Origin of the sequence: Haloimpatiens massiliensis (assembly GCF_900184255.1) — a bacterium.
Classification (GTDB): Bacteria; Bacillota; Clostridia; order Clostridiales; family Clostridiaceae; genus Haloimpatiens; species Haloimpatiens massiliensis.
This window is the reverse complement of record NZ_LT854637.1, coordinates 342,638-357,959: the sequence shown is the minus strand read 5'-3', so window position 1 is coordinate 357,959 and position 15,322 is coordinate 342,638. Positions and strand designations below refer to the sequence as shown.

Here is a 15,322-nt window from a genome sequence, read left to right as displayed (position 1 = left end):
GCTCTGCTGATTGAGTTTCCTTAACTCATCTTAAAATCTTTGATTTTGTTGCAAATTAGCACTTATTAGATTATCTAATAAGTTTGTTTCTATAATTGATTCTCCAGTGAAATCATCACAATTGTAATAATTTCTACTTTCTTCACTGTGCAATTTTCAAAGAACAAAATGGTGGGTCTAAATGGACTCGAACCATCGACCTCACGCTTATCAGGCGTGCGCTCTAACCAGCTGAGCTATAGACCCATATGGTGGAGAATAAGGGATTCGAACCCTTGACCCCCTGCGTGCAAGGCAGGTGCTCTCCCAGCTGAGCTAATCCCCCATATTTTAAATTAACAGTTAGTAATGTATAACTACTTATAAAAGTACAACATACTAAACTGAAAATCTTATTATAATAGAGAGTTATAACTTAGTCAACTCACAAATAAAGAATTAACTCTTAATTTTAATGGTTAATTCTTAGTTGTTAATTATAATTGACTTGGTCTCTCAAAATTAAACAANGATAGGTCACCCGGTTTCGGGTCTACAGCATGCAACTAATCGCCCTATTCAGACTCGGTTTCCCTGCGGCTCCGCACCTTAAGTGCTTAACCTTGCTACATACCATAACTCGCTGGCTCGTTCTACAAAAAGCACGCCGTCACACATGTAAAGTGCTTCGACAGTTTGTAGGCACATNTTCTCCTTAGAAAGGAGGTGATCCAGCCGCAGGTTCTCCTACGGCTACCTTGTTACGACTTCACCCCAATCACTAATCCCACCTTCGGCCGCTGGCTCCTTACGGTTACCTCACGGACTTCGGGTGTTACCAGCTCTCATGGTGTGACGGGCGGTGTGTACAAGGCCCGGGAACGTATTCACCGCGACATTCTGATTCGCGATTACTAGCAACTCCAGCTTCATGTAGGCGAGTTGCAGCCTACAATCCGAACTGAGATCGGTTTTTGAGATTTGCTCCACCTCACGGTCTTGCGTCTCGTTGTACCGACCATTGTAGCACGTGTGTAGCCCTAGACATAAGGGGCATGATGATTTGACGTCATCCCCACCTTCCTCCTGGTTAACCCAGGCAGTCTTGCTAGAGTGCTCAACTTAATGGTAGCAACTAACAATAGGGGTTGCGCTCGTTGCGGGACTTAACCCAACATCTCACGACACGAGCTGACGACAACCATGCACCACCTGTCACCAAGTTCCCCGAAGGGCACTACCGTGTTTCCACAGTATTCTTGGGATGTCAAGTCTAGGTAAGGTTCTTCGCGTTGCTTCGAATTAAACCACATGCTCCGCTGCTTGTGCGGGCCCCCGTCAATTCCTTTGAGTTTTAATCTTGCGACCGTACTCCCCAGGCGGGGTACTTAATGTGTTTACTGCGGCACCGAGGTTGGACCCCCGACACCTAGTACCCATCGTTTACGGCGTGGACTACCAGGGTATCTAATCCTGTTTGCTCCCCACGCTTTCGTGCCTCAGCGTCAGTTACAGTCCAGAAAGCCGCCTTCGCCACTGGTGTTCTTCCTAATCTCTACGCATTTCACCGCTACACTAGGAATTCCGCTTTCCTCTCCTGCACTCTAGATGCCCAGTTTGAAATGCAGCACCCAAGTTGAGCTCGGGTATTTCACATCTCACTTAAACATCCGCCTACGCACTCTTTACGCCCAGTAAATCCGGACAACGCTCGCCACCTACGTATTACCGCGGCTGCTGGCACGTAGTTAGCCGTGGCTTCCTCCTCTGGTACCGTCATTATCGTCCCAGATAACAGAGCTTTACAACCCTAAGGCCTTCATCACTCACGCGGCGTTGCTGCGTCAGGGTTTCCCCCATTGCGCAATATTCCCCACTGCTGCCTCCCGTAGGAGTCTGGACCGTGTCTCAGTTCCAATGTGGCCGATCACCCTCTCAGGTCGGCTACGCATCGTCGCCTTGGTAAGCCTTTACCTTACCAACTAGCTAATGCGCCGCGGGCCCATCTCAAAGCGGATTACTCCTTTGATTACAAAACCATGTGATTTCGTAATTTTATGCGGTATTAATCTCCCTTTCGGGAGGCTATTCCCCTCTTTGAGGCAGGTTGCCCACGTGTTACTCACCCGTCCGCCGCTAATCCGTTCCCCGAAGGGAACTTCATCGCTCGACTTGCATGTGTTAGGCACGCCGCCAGCGTTCGTCCTGAGCCAGGATCAAACTCTCAATTTAAAGTTCAATCTCAAACTCAAATTCACTGACTTTATGATTTATCATCATCATCTCTGTTTAATTTTCAAAGACCAATTTTTAAGCATCATCTTACGACGTACTTTATAATATCAAAATTAACTTAGCTTGTCAATAGCTTAATTAATTTTATTTCGTCGTTACACATCGCGGTAACAGCGACAAGTGTTATTATATCGCCTTAATGCTTTCTAGTTTTGACCACTTAATGCCATGTAATAAAATTATATTAATTTTTCTCTTTATTTCTTCATATATTTAGTTTTTTCTGCTATTGATACACCTGATAACGTTTCTTTATACTTAACAATGTAAATACATAATAATAGAACCCATCTAACCTTCATCCATAAAGGCTAGATGAGTATATAGTTTACATCATATTATTAATTATTTCTTTAAATTTATCTCCTCTAACTTCAAAGTTAGGGAACATATCGAAACTAGCACAAGCAGGTGATAAAGTTACTACATCTTCCTTTTCAGCAATTTCCCTTGATTTTTTTGCAGCTTCTTCTAAACTATTTACTACATATATAGGAATACTTACTCCCTTTTCTTTCATTACCTTGTGAAAGGCGTCTTTTATTTTATCTTTTGTTACGCCTAAAAGTATAAGAGCTTTTATTTTAGAATAACCACCTTCTGCTAAAGGTTCAAAGGGTATATTTTTATCGTAACCTCCTGCAATTAAGACTACAGGTTTGTCAAAAGCTTTTAATCCAGCCAATGTTCTTGTAGGACTTGAGGCAATAGAATCATTATAATATTTAACCCCATTTATACTTCTTATAAATTCTGTCCTGTGCTGAACTCCAGTAAAGGTAATCGCAACCTTTCTCATACTTTCTATACTAACATCCTCATAGGTTGCACAAAATGCCGCCAATAGATTTTCCACATTATGCATTCCTAATATTTTAATTTCTTCTCTTTTACAAACTGCATTGCCTTTTATATAAAGGGTTCCGTCTTTAAAATATCCACCATCTTCAACTATCTCTTTTACACTAAATTGCATTACATTGCCTTTAGCCTCACTAACCATCCCATTGGTAATGTAATTATCTCTATTTAGTATAAGTAAATCTCTTTCACTTTGATATTTAAATATATTCTTCTTAGCTTCTACGTACTCTTCCATCCCCCTATGCATATCTAAATGATTTGGACTTAAATTTGTCACTAATGCTACATCCACAGAGTATTTCATTTTCATAAGTTGAAAACTTGATAATTCTAATACTACTCTGTCTTGTTTGCCTATATTTTCTATTTGCGAAAATAGCGGTGTTCCTATATTTCCACCTACCCAGGCCTTATGTCCTTCTGCCTTTAAAATATTATATATCAATGTAGTTGTAGTAGTTTTTCCATCGCTTCCTGTTACTCCAAATATTTTTGCTGGACAATATTTTATAAACTCTTCCATTTCAGAAGTTATATATGCTCCTTCTTCCTTTGCCCTTACTAAAACAGGATTATCAAATCTCATAGAAGGTGTCTTAAATACAACTTCAAAACCTGTTAATTTTTCTAAATATCCTTCTCCTAAAACTGTATTAACTCCAATACTGAATAATTCATCATATGTTTCTCCTAATTCTTCCTTACTTTTTTTATCAAACGCAGTTACATTTGCACCTAATTTTACTAAAAAGTGAATTAACGGCTTATTACTAACTCCTATACCTACAACTGCCACCTTTTTCTCTTTTATAAATTCTTTAAATTCTCCAAATTCACGTCTCATAATATATATACCTCCAAAATAAGTGTTATCGCAAATCATTCATCATCATTATATCACTCTAATAATAAAATAAAAATTATATATATTGTGAAATAAACTTAAAATTTATTCTCCTTAAGATAAAGGAACTTTTTAAAATATATCAACGACATAAAACTACAAAGAAGGACATTGTATCTATTGTATAAATTGCGCGAATTTATTTAATTTAAAAACTTTATTTTTACCTATTGAATATTATAATAAACCTATGTTATACTTCTCTTGTGCCGTAAGAAAGTATTAATAATTCCCCAAGTTTTAGTAAACATATGACATATCCCCATGATTAAACCCTATTTACCGGATAATTATTATCCGGTTATTTTTTTACTTTAAATAATTAAATTAAAAGCCTGTGTCTAAAAATTTACAAACACAGGCTTTTAATTTTATACTAATAAACTATTTTTTAGTTATTATTTATTTGTATTAAAATTGAAGTTTTTCTTCTACAAACTTTTCTAGTTCTTCTATACTTAATCTTATCTGTTCCATAGTATCTCTATTTCTTATAGTAACAGTATTATTTTCCAATGTATCATAATCTATAGTTATACAATATGGAGTTCCTATTTCATCTTCTCTTCTATACCTCTTTCCTATACTTCCTGCATCATCATAATCTACATTGAATTTTTTGCTTAAGCTTCCATAAACCTCTAATGCTTTATCTGATAACTTCTTAGTTAGTGGTAATATTGCTGCCTTAAATGGCGCAAGAGCTGGATGTAAATGTAATACCGTTCTTACATCTCCATTTTCAAGTTCTTCTTCGTCATAAGCCTCTACTAAAAATGCTAGTGCAACTCTGTCTGCTCCTAGAGATGGCTCTATACAATATGGAACATATTTCTCGTTGGTTGTTGGATCTAGATAATTCAAATCTTGACTTGAATGCTCCATATGTTTATTTAAATCATAATCTGTTCTATCAGCAATACCCCATAACTCTCCCCATCCAAATGGGAATAAATATTCTACATCTGAAGTAGCATTACTATAAAATGATAATTCTTCCTTAGCATGATCTCTAAATCTTAAATTTTCTTTTTGCATTCCTAGTGCTAATAGGAAATTCCAGCAGTAATCCTTCCAGTATTTAAACCACTCCAAATCAGTTCCTGGTTTACAGAAAAACTCTAGCTCCATCTGCTCAAATTCTCTTGTTCTAAATGTGAAGTTTCCTGGAGTTATCTCATTTCTAAAGGACTTTCCTATTTGAGCTATACCAAAAGGCACCTTCTTTCTTGATGATCTCTGTACATTTTTGAAATTCACAAATATTCCCTGTGCTGTTTCTGGTCTTAAGTATAACTCTGATTTTGAATCCTCTGTTACTCCTTGGAAAGTCTTAAACATTAAATTGAATTTTCTTATATCAGTAAATTCTTTTTTACCACATTTAGGGCAAACTATTTCGTTCTTTTCTATATATTTCTTTAGTTCTTCACTTGTCCATCCATCTGCACTTACATCATCTTTTCCATTGGCACTTAAATGATCTTCAACTAATTTATCAGCTCTATACCTTGCCTTACAAGCTTTACAATCCATTAATGGATCTGAAAATCCTCCTACGTGTCCTGAAGCTACCCAAACTTCACTATTCATCAATATAGCTGAATCAATTCCTACGTTATATGGACTTTCTTGAACGAATTTTTTCCACCAAGCTTTTTTTACGTTATTTTTAAACTCCACGCCTAAAGGACCGTAATCCCATGCATTAGCCAATCCACCATATATTTCAGATCCTTGGAATATAAATCCTCTTCCCTTGCATAAAGCAACTATTTTTTCCATGGTTTTTTTACATGTCATAATTTATCCTGCTATCAAAAATTCTATAAATTGAATTTTTGCACCCTATAAACTATATAAGGTGGTAGTATAACCTCATTATTGAAACTACAAAGCAGTTCTTCACCTACCTTTCTTTATTATGATTTGAAAAAATTTCTTAAAATACTATTTTTATCATTTAAAAATAAATTATTATAACATAGTTTTTTATATAAAAAAAAAGCCCAATACCACAAGGGACGAAATTCTATTCCGCGGTTCCACCCTCTTTGGCATCAGCCCATCTTGCTTTATCATGTACTCCAAAGCGCCCTTCACCATAAATTTTAGCCATTTTCACCTACCATGACCTCTCTAAAAAAATAATCACAGCTACTCCTCTTTTTCATAGTACATAACTATATGAATTTATATATTATTTTACCAAATATAAAATACATGTCAATAGATATTCAAAAAATAAAAATGGCTCCGCAGAGAGGACTCGAACCTCCAACCTATCGGTTAACAGCCGAGTGCTCCACCGTTGAGCTACTGCGGAACATTTATTACATTTATTATTATATCAAAAAAAACTAATATTGCAATACTTTTTTTATTATTTTCCCTACTAAAATATAAGTTATTTATTAAGCCTTCACAGTTATAAATCACAATTTAAAATTAAAACTTAATGAAAAAATTCCTACAAAATTCCAACTTTTATTTTAGATTTTACATTCTAAATTTTAAATTAAAAACTATATTTGTATTTCATTTATTCATCTAATGTAGGATTCAAACTTTATATAACAAAGTTAAGTTATTTATAAGCTTACGAAATTCTTATGATTCAATTTTCTCACATACTCTCCAATACTATTTACAGAAAGAACTGTAGCTATTATCATAATTCCTGGAAATAAACTTGTCCACCATTTATTAGATAAAATATCCTTCTGAGCATCTATAAGCATACTTCCCCAAGAAGGTATTTCCACCGGCAACCCTAAACCTAAAAAACTTAAAGTAGATTCCATTACAATTGCACTAGCCACATTTAAAGTACATATAAAAATTATAGTTGGCATAAAATTAGGCAATAAATGCTTTCTTAATATATGAAAAAAGCCTCCACCCAACCCTTTTGATGCCACTACAAATTCTGATGATTTTAATTTTATTACTTCACCCCTTACTATCCTAGCAACTCGCATCCAACCAGTGAGTGAAATCACTAATATTATCTCCATTAAACCCTTTTCCTCAAAAAAAGCTTGAATAAAAGCCACTATAACTATAGCTGGAAGTATTAGAAAAAAATCTAATATTCTCATCATTATTTTATCTAGTACCTTGCCATAATATCCACTTACACATCCATATATAATTCCTATAGCACTAGACACTATCATACAAACTAAACCTACTAATATGGACACCCTACCTCCATATATACATCTTATGAGTATATTTCTTCCCATACCATCGGTACCAAAAATGTACTTAGAATTTGGCGGAATATATGTTCTCGATAAATTCATATAATTTTGAGGTTCATTTATAAATAGAGGAGCTATGAAAGCTACTAATGTTAGAAAAATCAAAAAACCTACAGATACATATGGAAATTTATTTTTGCTTATATGCTTATTATTTGGACATTTAAATCCAAAGGAATTTATGTTCCTCATATTAAACCTCCACCTCTCTAATTCTAGGGTCAATAAATTTACAGAACATATCTGATACTACATTACATAAAATTATTATAATTCCTATAATAATTATCCCCCCCATTAAAAGAGTATAATCATGGTATTTAGCTGCCTCAAATATGTATTTTCCTATGCCTGGATAGCTAAATATAGATTCTATAACTAAGGACCCAGACAATAAGTGATTTACAGATATAGCAATCAAAGTAATATAGGAAGCCATAACATTTCTTAAAAGATGACTAAATAATATTCTATGTTTAGGAACCCCCTTTGCCTTAGCAGTGACTAAGTAATCTTCTTTTAGCTCTTCTATAATCTTATCTCTAACAAAATTAGAATAGTATCCTAAATGACCTATAAAAACCACTAGCCAAGGTAAAATCGTATGTATTATTCTATCTACTAAATCTCCTTCATTTCCCATTCGGTAAACACCCGATGAAGGCAATAAACCGGCTTTAACTGAAAAAATCAACACAAGTATCAACGCCAACCAAAAACCAGGTACACAGTAAAAGAAAGTGCCCAATTTAACTAATGCCTTATCTATAAAACTCCCTTCATTAACAGCACATAAAAATCCTAATAGTAATGAAAATATCATTATGGTTACTATAGTTATTATTCCTAGAAACAATGTATTTCCCAAAGCTTCTAGTAAAATATCTTTTACTGGCAAGTTGTATTTAAAAGAAATTCCTAAGTTCCCATGAAAAAAATTAGTTAGCCATTCTTTGTATTGATAGAGCAGGGGCTTATTAAGCCCCATATTTTCTATTATTCTTGTTCTCTGTATACTGGAAATTTTGGCTGCTGATTCACCAAACATAGCGTACAGAGGATCACCTGGCATAATGTGAGCCATCATAAAGGTTAAAAAACTTAAAGAAAAAAAGCTTACAACTATATTAATTAAGATTTTTGCCACACTTTTTGGTTTACAAGTTATCATTCTATATCCCACTCTTCTATATTCCATAAGAAACCAACACCATGGTGTCCTAACACTGTATCTTTTATTCCTTTAATTTTATTGTCTGCACCATATACCGCATCTATATATGCAATCATTGCATATGGAGGATCATTGGCAAATTCCTTTTGGAATTCCTTATAGTATTCTTTTCTTTTATTATCGTCTAGTGTAGTTCTTGCATTTAGTAACAATTCATCAACTTTATTATTTGAATAAGCGTTTAAGTTGACACCATTTTCAGCTTGACTTGAATGGAATACTTTATAAGTATGGTCATCTGGGTCAAATGGACTGCCCCATCCTATTAAAGATCCTTCTAATTTATCCCATTGAATTGAACCGGAAGGTTGAACATCTACTTTAGCTTCTACATTTACCTCTTTGTAGTATTGACATGCAGCATTAGCTATATTTGTTCTCACTGGATCCCCTTCGAAACCAGTTATCTTAAAGGATAATTTTTTACCATCTTTTTCCCTTACTCCATCTTTTCCAACTTTCCATCCTGCTTCATCTAATAATTGTTTTGCCTTTTCCTTATCATATTGATATTTTTCCACATCTTCATTCTTATAATTTCCCATTTGTAATGGACTGTAAGCAACTTGTGCCATTCCCTTCAATACTTCGTCTACTATTTTTTGTTTATCTATAGCATAGCTAAGAGCTTGTCTTACTTTTACATCTTTAAACATAGGATTTCTGAAGTTAAACATAACTCCTCTATAATCTGCAGTTTTCTCCCTGTATAGCTTTATATTTTTTTGCTCTTTAAACGCATTCACATCCTGTGGTTCTAATTGAGCTAAATTTATTTCTCCTGATTTTAATTGTAATGCTCTTGCTTTTTCATCTTCTACTATTTTAAATATAACACTCTTAATTTTAGGTTGTCCATTATAATAATTTTCATTTGCTTTTAAACTTATATATTGACCAGTTTCCCATTTATCAAATTTATATGGACCAGTACCTACAGGATTTTGGTTAAAAGCATCTTTATTTATATCTTTTCCTTGTAACAAATGTTTTGGAATCATACCTACAGATAGATAATCTAATACAGCAACACAAGGTTTGCTCATATATATTTTTACTGTATGTGGATCTACTACTTCAACCTTCTTTATTTCTTCATAGTTGGCAGAAATTTCCGAGTTACTCTTTGGATCTTTTATAGTTTCAATAGTAAATTTCACATCATCAGCTGTAAAATCTTTGCCATCATGCCATTTTGCATCTTTCTTTAAGTTAAAAGTATAAACCATATTTTTTTCATCATAAGTCCATTTTTCTGCTAAGTCGGGAATTACTTTACTATTTTCATCATGTTTAGTTAATCCTGAGAATATTATTTTGTGAATCTCCGCATGCTCATCTAGCGCTGGATTAATTCTAGCATAATCCGCAGCGCTACCATAAATTAATGTCTTCTCTTTAGATGAACTAGTAGCTATCTTGCTATCTTTTTTTGCAGTTGTAGATGTTTTTCCTCCACATCCTACAGCCATGGCTCCTATTAGTACCGCACTTAAAATGCCAAGCACTCTTTTTTTAACCATACTCTACTCCCCCTTAATCATTTTATACATAATATTTAAATCTTAATAATTATTAACTACGCTAATTATAAAAAGTATTATATGTACAAAAAAGGTAGAGAACAATTTTCTCTACCTTCGTGGTATAATCAATTCGTATTTTATTCAACTTAAGAAAACCTTAATTAAAAAATCAAAGTTATATATAAACTTATTTATTTCACAAGTATTAATTCTAAATTATCTCCATTAACATTCGCATTAATGAATTTTTTTCACAAAGTAATTATAACATATGAATAAAAAAAGTCAAACTCTTTTGAAAATACTATTTTATTATTAATGCCTTAATTAAAAAGAGATAAAGCCTAAACTTTATCTCTTTTTTGTATATTTTAATAATCTACTTATTATTTTGAGCTGGTTTCATAGTTGGGAATAATATAACGTCTCTTATAGAATAAGAATCTGTTAAGAACATAACAAGTCTGTCTATACCGATTCCTAATCCACCTGTTGGAGGCATACCAATTTCTAATGCATGCATGAAATCTTCATCTATTACATATGCTTCATCATCCCCAAGTTCTCTTTCTTTAGCTTGTTGAACAAATCTGTCCCTTTGAACTACAGGATCATTTAATTCTGAATATGCATTACAAATTTCTCTTCCAAAAATAAATCCTTCAAACCTTTCAGTAAATTCTTCATTACCTCTTTTCTTCTTAGTAAGAGGTGATATTTCTACTGGATAATCATATATAAATGTTGGTTGTATCATATGTTCTTCTGCAAACTCTTCAAATAGTGCATTTAAAACGTCACCCTTAGTTACAAATTTTAAATCCTTTTTAAATTCCAAATTCTTTTCTTTAGCTATTTTTTGAGCTTCTTCATCATTACTTATTTCATTAAAGTTAACTCCAGCAAATTCATTAACTGCATCCACCATAGTTATTCTTCTCCAAGGTGGTGTGAAATCTATTTCTGTACCTTGGTATGTTACCTTTGTAGTACCTAGAACCTTTTCACATACATATGCTACTAAATTTTCTGTTATTTCCATCATATCATTATAATCAGCATATGCCTGATATAATTCTATCATTGTAAACTCTGGGTTATGTCTTATGTCTATTCCTTCATTTCTAAAGTTCTTGCCCATATCATATACTTTTTCAAATCCAGCCACTATTAATCTCTTTAAATATAATTCTGTAGCAATTCTCAAATACATATCTATATCTAAAGCATTGTGATGAGTTACGAATGGTCTAGCCGCAGCTCCTCCAGCTATAGGTGAAAGAATAGGCGTTTCACATTCCATAAATCCTTTATTATCTAAAAACTCTCTTATATATCTCATAATAGCTGTTCTCTTTATAAAAGTATCTTTTACTTCTGGATTCATTATTATATCCACTTCTCTATGTCTATATCTAAGATCTGGATCTTTTAACCCATGGAACTTCTCTGGAAGTGGTCTTAATGATTTACATGTAAGCTGGAAAGAAGATACTTTTACTGATATTTCTCCAGTTTTAGTCTTAAATACTGTTCCTGTAGCAGCTACTAAGTCTCCTATATTAAGACTTTTGTATTCTGCTAGTTTTTCTTCTCCTACATTATCTATCTTTATAAATAATTGTATTTTTCCGGTCTTATCATAAACATCAGAAAATACTACCTTTCCTTGACCTCTTTTAGATAATATTCTACCTGCAACTGTGACTTCTTTTTCTTCTAATGTTTCAAAATTCTCTTTAACTTCTTCAGCATGATGAGTTACATTAACTTTGTAAACATCAAAAGGATCCTTACCTTCTTGTTGAAGACCCTGTAGTTTCTCCAATCTCTGTTTCATCACTTCATTTAAATCTAACTCATTCTCTTGTGCATTTAAATTTTTCTCTTCCGCCATCAAAATCCCTCCACTTTATGCTCTATTAATCTCTAAAATTTCATACTTACTTATTCCATCTGGAACAGGTATTTCCACTATATCTCCAACTCTCTTACCTATAAGTCCAATTCCAACTGGTGATTCATTAGATATTTTATTCTCCATTGGATCAGCTTCTGCAGAACCTACTATTATGAAATCAACTATTTCATCAAAGTCATAGTCCTTAACCTTTACTACTGTACCAACTCCAACAATTTCTTTATCTATTTCACTTTCATCCACTACAGATGCATTTTTAAGCATATTTTCTAGCTGAGCAATTCTTCCTTCCACAAAAGCCTGCTCATTTTTAGCTTCATCATATTCTGAGTTTTCACTTAAATCTCCAAAGGAAAGTGCCACTTTTATCTTTTCAGTTATCTCTTTTCTTTTCACTGTTTTTAAGTATTCTAATTCGTCTTCTAACTTTTTAACCCCTTCATAAGTCATTACATATTTCTTCTCGCTCATTTCTTGTCTCCCCTTTTAAATATTCTAATACTTTATCATTAAGATCATAATTTAATTCCAACACAACAAACTATTTTATTATAACATAAATTATAATTTATAATCATTTAAGTTATTATAAATCAGCAAATTTATAATGTCAACATTTATACTCTTCTAAGTAATTCCCTTAAATTAAGGGTTAAATCCAAACTCATTAATGTAAATATCATTACTTTTCAAATCCGCTTCTATTTCTCTTCCTGCAATATGGCTCAGAATAGCTCCAACCAACTGAGGTGTATATTTTAAGGATTGCTCTTCCCAAGGTACTGTAAAAGTAACATTGTTCACATGCAAATTATGACTATTTTGGGGCATATATCTGTCATCAATATACCATATATTTAGTTTTTCATTTTTAGGATCTATGTTTATAGAAGTTATAATAAAATCTACATCATTTAATAGGTATTCATATTCTCTAGTTATAACCGGCGTAACCCCATATCGAGCTATTAAATATTCTCTTACTTTTCCTAAATATTCTATATTTTTTGATACAAGTACTACATTATTACTGAATTTACAAAGTTCCTCTATTATATATTTATTAATATAATCACCTGCATCTATAACTCCTATACAACTACTTCTTATATTTTTAAAGTTTAGTCTCAAAAATAGTTTCACACTTTTAACTACGCTAAATGCAAATAGTCTTTTTTGATAATCATTGAACCACTTATAATCCAAAATTCTCCACACATCAGGTGCTAGTGATTTATATTTTAACCCTCCAATATTTTCTGCTCTCTTTATGTTCTTATTATATGACTCTGGATGAACATTAGAAGGTATATTTATATTTATAACAGAAAGATTCAACTCCTTTATAAATTTTTGATACTCATATGTTATTTTAAACCTGTCTTTAACTTTTCCTATAAAACTGTTATCTCTATAAAGCTCCTGGTAGGATTTTAAACTTAAAATATTATTCACGCAAACACCCTTATAATTGTTATATATAATTGTATTCAACTATATAAGTTTAGATTACTATAATTTAGTGCTTTTATTTTCTAAATATTGTCTATAATCTCTAAGTATGTTAAATACATCTTCTCCATTTTCTTGTCTATTTATAATGTCTTTAATTGCAGTACAATTACTTAATCCTTTTATATACCAAGCTAAATGTTTTCTCATTTCTCTAACTGCTTTTCTTTCTCCATGGTAGTATATAGCCTTCTTAAGATGTTCTATACACATATCTACTTTTTCCAAACTGGTAGGTGGATTAATATCTTTCCCATCAAATCTAGCTATAATATCTCTAAATATCCATGGATTTCCCATTACTCCTCTAGCTATCATTATCCCATCGCAATTAGTGACCTTTTTAATGTTTATAGCATTTTCTGAAGAAAAAACATCTCCATTTCCTATTACAGGTATACTCACACTTTCCTTAACTTTTCCTATAATACTCCAATCAGCTTTCCCAGTATACATTTGCTGTCTAGTTCTTCCATGAATTGTAACTCCATGTGCTCCTGCATCTTCCATATACTTAGCAAATTCTACTGCATTTATACTATTGGAATCAAAACCTTTTCTAAACTTCACAGTTACAGGTTTAGAGGATGCTTTTCTTACTTCTTTAACTATTTCTGCAGCTAATTTAGGCTCCCTCATAAGTGCAGAACCTTCTCCATTTTTAACTATTTTAGGCACTGGGCATCCCATGTTTATGTCCACTAAACATATATCTTCATTATCATTAAAAGTTTCTGCAGCCTTAGCCATTATATAGGGTTCACTGCCAAATATCTGTACTCCTACAGGACTCTCTTTATTTGAGATTTTTAAAAGCTCCACAGTATTTTCATTACCATAGTACATACCTTTAGCACTTATCATTTCAGTATATACCAATTCGCAACCCATTTCCTTACAAATTTCTCTAAAGGCAACATCTGTAACTCCTGCCATAGGAGCTAAAAAAACGCCCTTGGGGAAATTTAGGTTACCTATTTTCATCTTAACACCTACTTCATATTCTTTTCGTATATTATCTTTAGACCTTGTAATGTTAAAATTGGATTTATTACATCTATAGTTGTTGATTCTTCATATATAAGTTTAGAAAGCCCTCCTGTAGCCACTACTAAAGGCTCATTTTCTCCTAAGGATTTCATTTCTAATTTTATCTTATTGACTATGTAATCTACCTGTCCTATATATCCGTATATAATCCCAGCTTGCATACTAGCAACAGTATTTTTGCATATTATAGTTTCAGGTTTTACAAGTTCTACTCTAGGAAGTTTGGCTGCTCTCTCAAAAAGTGCATCAGATGCAATTCTCATACCTGGACAAATAACTCCTCCTAGATAATCACCCTTTTCTGATATAATACAAAAGGTAGTCGCAGTTCCAAAATCGATTATTATTAAAGGTCTTTTATATATTTCATGTGCTGCTACAGCATTGACTATTCTATCAGCACCCACTTCCTTGGGGTTATCATATTTTATATTTATTCCAGTTTTTACTCCAGGTCCAACCACTATTGGCTGAGTATGGAAATATTTTTTTATCATATGTTCCAAAGAATACATTATATTAGGCACTACAGAAGATATTATTACTCCTTTTATATCTTCTATACTTAATTTATGTAAATCAAATAACTCTTTTACTTGTATTCCATATTCATCTGCTGTTCTTCTTGAATCAGTTGACAATCTACATTCAACTATAAGCTCATCATGTTTATATATTCCTAATACAATATTAGTGTTTCCAACATCTAAAACCAAAACCATTTTAAACACCCCTTATATAAATCATAAGAGCAGCTTTTCAAGCTGCTCT

General features: G+C 32.9%; 10 protein-coding genes, 3 tRNA genes, 1 rRNA gene and 2 other annotated features. All 14 genes read right to left on the bottom strand.

The window, feature by feature from the left end; genetic code table 11:
- Nucleotides 1-169: 169 nt before the first annotated feature.
- Nucleotides 170-246 (bottom strand) — tRNA-Ile (locus C1715_RS04785).
- A gap of 3 nt (nt 247-249) precedes the next feature.
- Nucleotides 250-325: transfer RNA gene (locus C1715_RS04780), tRNA-Ala, on the bottom strand.
- 161 nt (nt 326-486) lie between these two features.
- Nucleotides 487-617: a sequence feature (23S ribosomal RNA rRNA prediction is too short), on the bottom strand.
- Nucleotides 618-698: 81 nt separating this feature from the next.
- Nucleotides 699-2,211 (bottom strand): 16S ribosomal RNA (locus C1715_RS04775).
- Nucleotides 2,212-2,602: 391 nt separating this feature from the next.
- Nucleotides 2,603-3,982 carry a UDP-N-acetylmuramoyl-L-alanine--D-glutamate ligase gene (gene murD / locus C1715_RS04770; RefSeq protein ID WP_102399483.1) on the bottom strand — a complete coding sequence of 460 codons (1,380 nt, stop codon included), beginning with the start codon at nt 3,980-3,982 and terminating at the stop codon, nt 2,603-2,605.
- A gap of 471 nt (nt 3,983-4,453) precedes the next feature.
- Nucleotides 4,454-5,845, bottom strand: coding sequence for a glycine--tRNA ligase (locus C1715_RS04765; RefSeq protein WP_102399482.1), 1,392 nt, complete (start codon nt 5,843-5,845; stop codon nt 4,454-4,456).
- Between the two features lie 214 nt (nt 5,846-6,059).
- Nucleotides 6,060-6,225: a binding site (T-box leader), on the bottom strand.
- Nucleotides 6,226-6,293: 68 nt separating this feature from the next.
- Nucleotides 6,294-6,368 (bottom strand) — tRNA-Asn (locus C1715_RS04760).
- A gap of 265 nt (nt 6,369-6,633) precedes the next feature.
- Nucleotides 6,634-7,500, bottom strand: a complete 867-nt coding sequence (locus C1715_RS04755; protein ID WP_102399481.1) for an ABC transporter permease — start codon at nt 7,498-7,500, stop codon at nt 6,634-6,636.
- 1 nt (nt 7,501) lies between these two features.
- Nucleotides 7,502-8,506, bottom strand: coding sequence for an ABC transporter permease (locus C1715_RS04750; RefSeq protein ID WP_102399480.1), 1,005 nt, complete (start codon nt 8,504-8,506; stop codon nt 7,502-7,504).
- Nucleotides 8,476-10,065 (bottom strand): ABC transporter substrate-binding protein, encoded by a 1,590-nt coding sequence (locus C1715_RS04745; RefSeq protein ID WP_102399479.1) that lies wholly within the window; start codon nt 10,063-10,065, stop codon nt 8,476-8,478. Before C1715_RS04745 ends, C1715_RS04750 begins: the two co-directional genes overlap by 31 nt.
- 382 nt (nt 10,066-10,447) lie before the next feature.
- A complete protein-coding gene (gene lysS / locus C1715_RS04740) occupies nt 10,448-11,908 on the bottom strand; it encodes a lysine--tRNA ligase (RefSeq protein ID WP_423240822.1) in 1,461 nt (486 codons plus the stop codon).
- Nucleotides 11,909-11,980: 72 nt separating this feature from the next.
- On the bottom strand, nt 11,981-12,460 hold the full coding sequence (gene greA / locus C1715_RS04735) for a transcription elongation factor GreA (protein WP_102399477.1): 480 nt from the start codon (nt 12,458-12,460) through the stop codon (nt 11,981-11,983).
- Between the two features lie 174 nt (nt 12,461-12,634).
- Nucleotides 12,635-13,444 carry a hypothetical protein gene (locus tag C1715_RS04730; protein WP_102399476.1) on the bottom strand — a complete coding sequence of 270 codons (810 nt, stop codon included), beginning with the start codon at nt 13,442-13,444 and terminating at the stop codon, nt 12,635-12,637.
- 57 nt (nt 13,445-13,501) lie between these two features.
- Nucleotides 13,502-14,485, bottom strand: a complete 984-nt coding sequence (gene dusB / locus C1715_RS04725; protein ID WP_102399475.1) for a tRNA dihydrouridine synthase DusB — start codon at nt 14,483-14,485, stop codon at nt 13,502-13,504.
- An 8-nt stretch (nt 14,486-14,493) separates the two neighbouring features.
- Nucleotides 14,494-15,273, bottom strand: coding sequence for a type III pantothenate kinase (locus C1715_RS04720; RefSeq protein WP_102399474.1), 780 nt, complete (start codon nt 15,271-15,273; stop codon nt 14,494-14,496).
- Between the last annotated feature and the right edge of the window lie 49 nt (nt 15,274-15,322).

Bases quoted from the DNA above. Each gene is read 5' to 3' on its own strand.
- C1715_RS04745 (WP_102399479.1), bottom strand. From the start codon at position 10,065: ATGGTTAAAAAAAGAGTGCTTGGCATTTTAAGTGCGGTACTAATAGGA.
- C1715_RS04720 (WP_102399474.1), bottom strand. From the start codon at position 15,273: ATGGTTTTGGTTTTAGATGTTGGAAACACTAATATTGTATTAGGAATA.
- murD (WP_102399483.1), bottom strand. From the start codon at position 3,982: ATGAGACGTGAATTTGGAGAATTTAAAGAATTTATAAAAGAGAAAAAG.
- C1715_RS04765 (WP_102399482.1), bottom strand. From the start codon at position 5,845: ATGACATGTAAAAAAACCATGGAAAAAATAGTTGCTTTATGCAAGGGA.
- C1715_RS04755 (WP_102399481.1), bottom strand. From the start codon at position 7,500: ATGAGGAACATAAATTCCTTTGGATTTAAATGTCCAAATAATAAGCAT.
- dusB (WP_102399475.1), bottom strand. From the start codon at position 14,485: ATGAAAATAGGTAACCTAAATTTCCCCAAGGGCGTTTTTTTAGCTCCT.
- lysS (WP_423240822.1), bottom strand. From the start codon at position 11,908: ATGAAACAGAGATTGGAGAAACTACAGGGTCTTCAACAAGAAGGTAAG.
- greA (WP_102399477.1), bottom strand. From the start codon at position 12,460: ATGAGCGAGAAGAAATATGTAATGACTTATGAAGGGGTTAAAAAGTTA.
- C1715_RS04750 (WP_102399480.1), bottom strand. From the start codon at position 8,506: ATGGAATATAGAAGAGTGGGATATAGAATGATAACTTGTAAACCAAAA.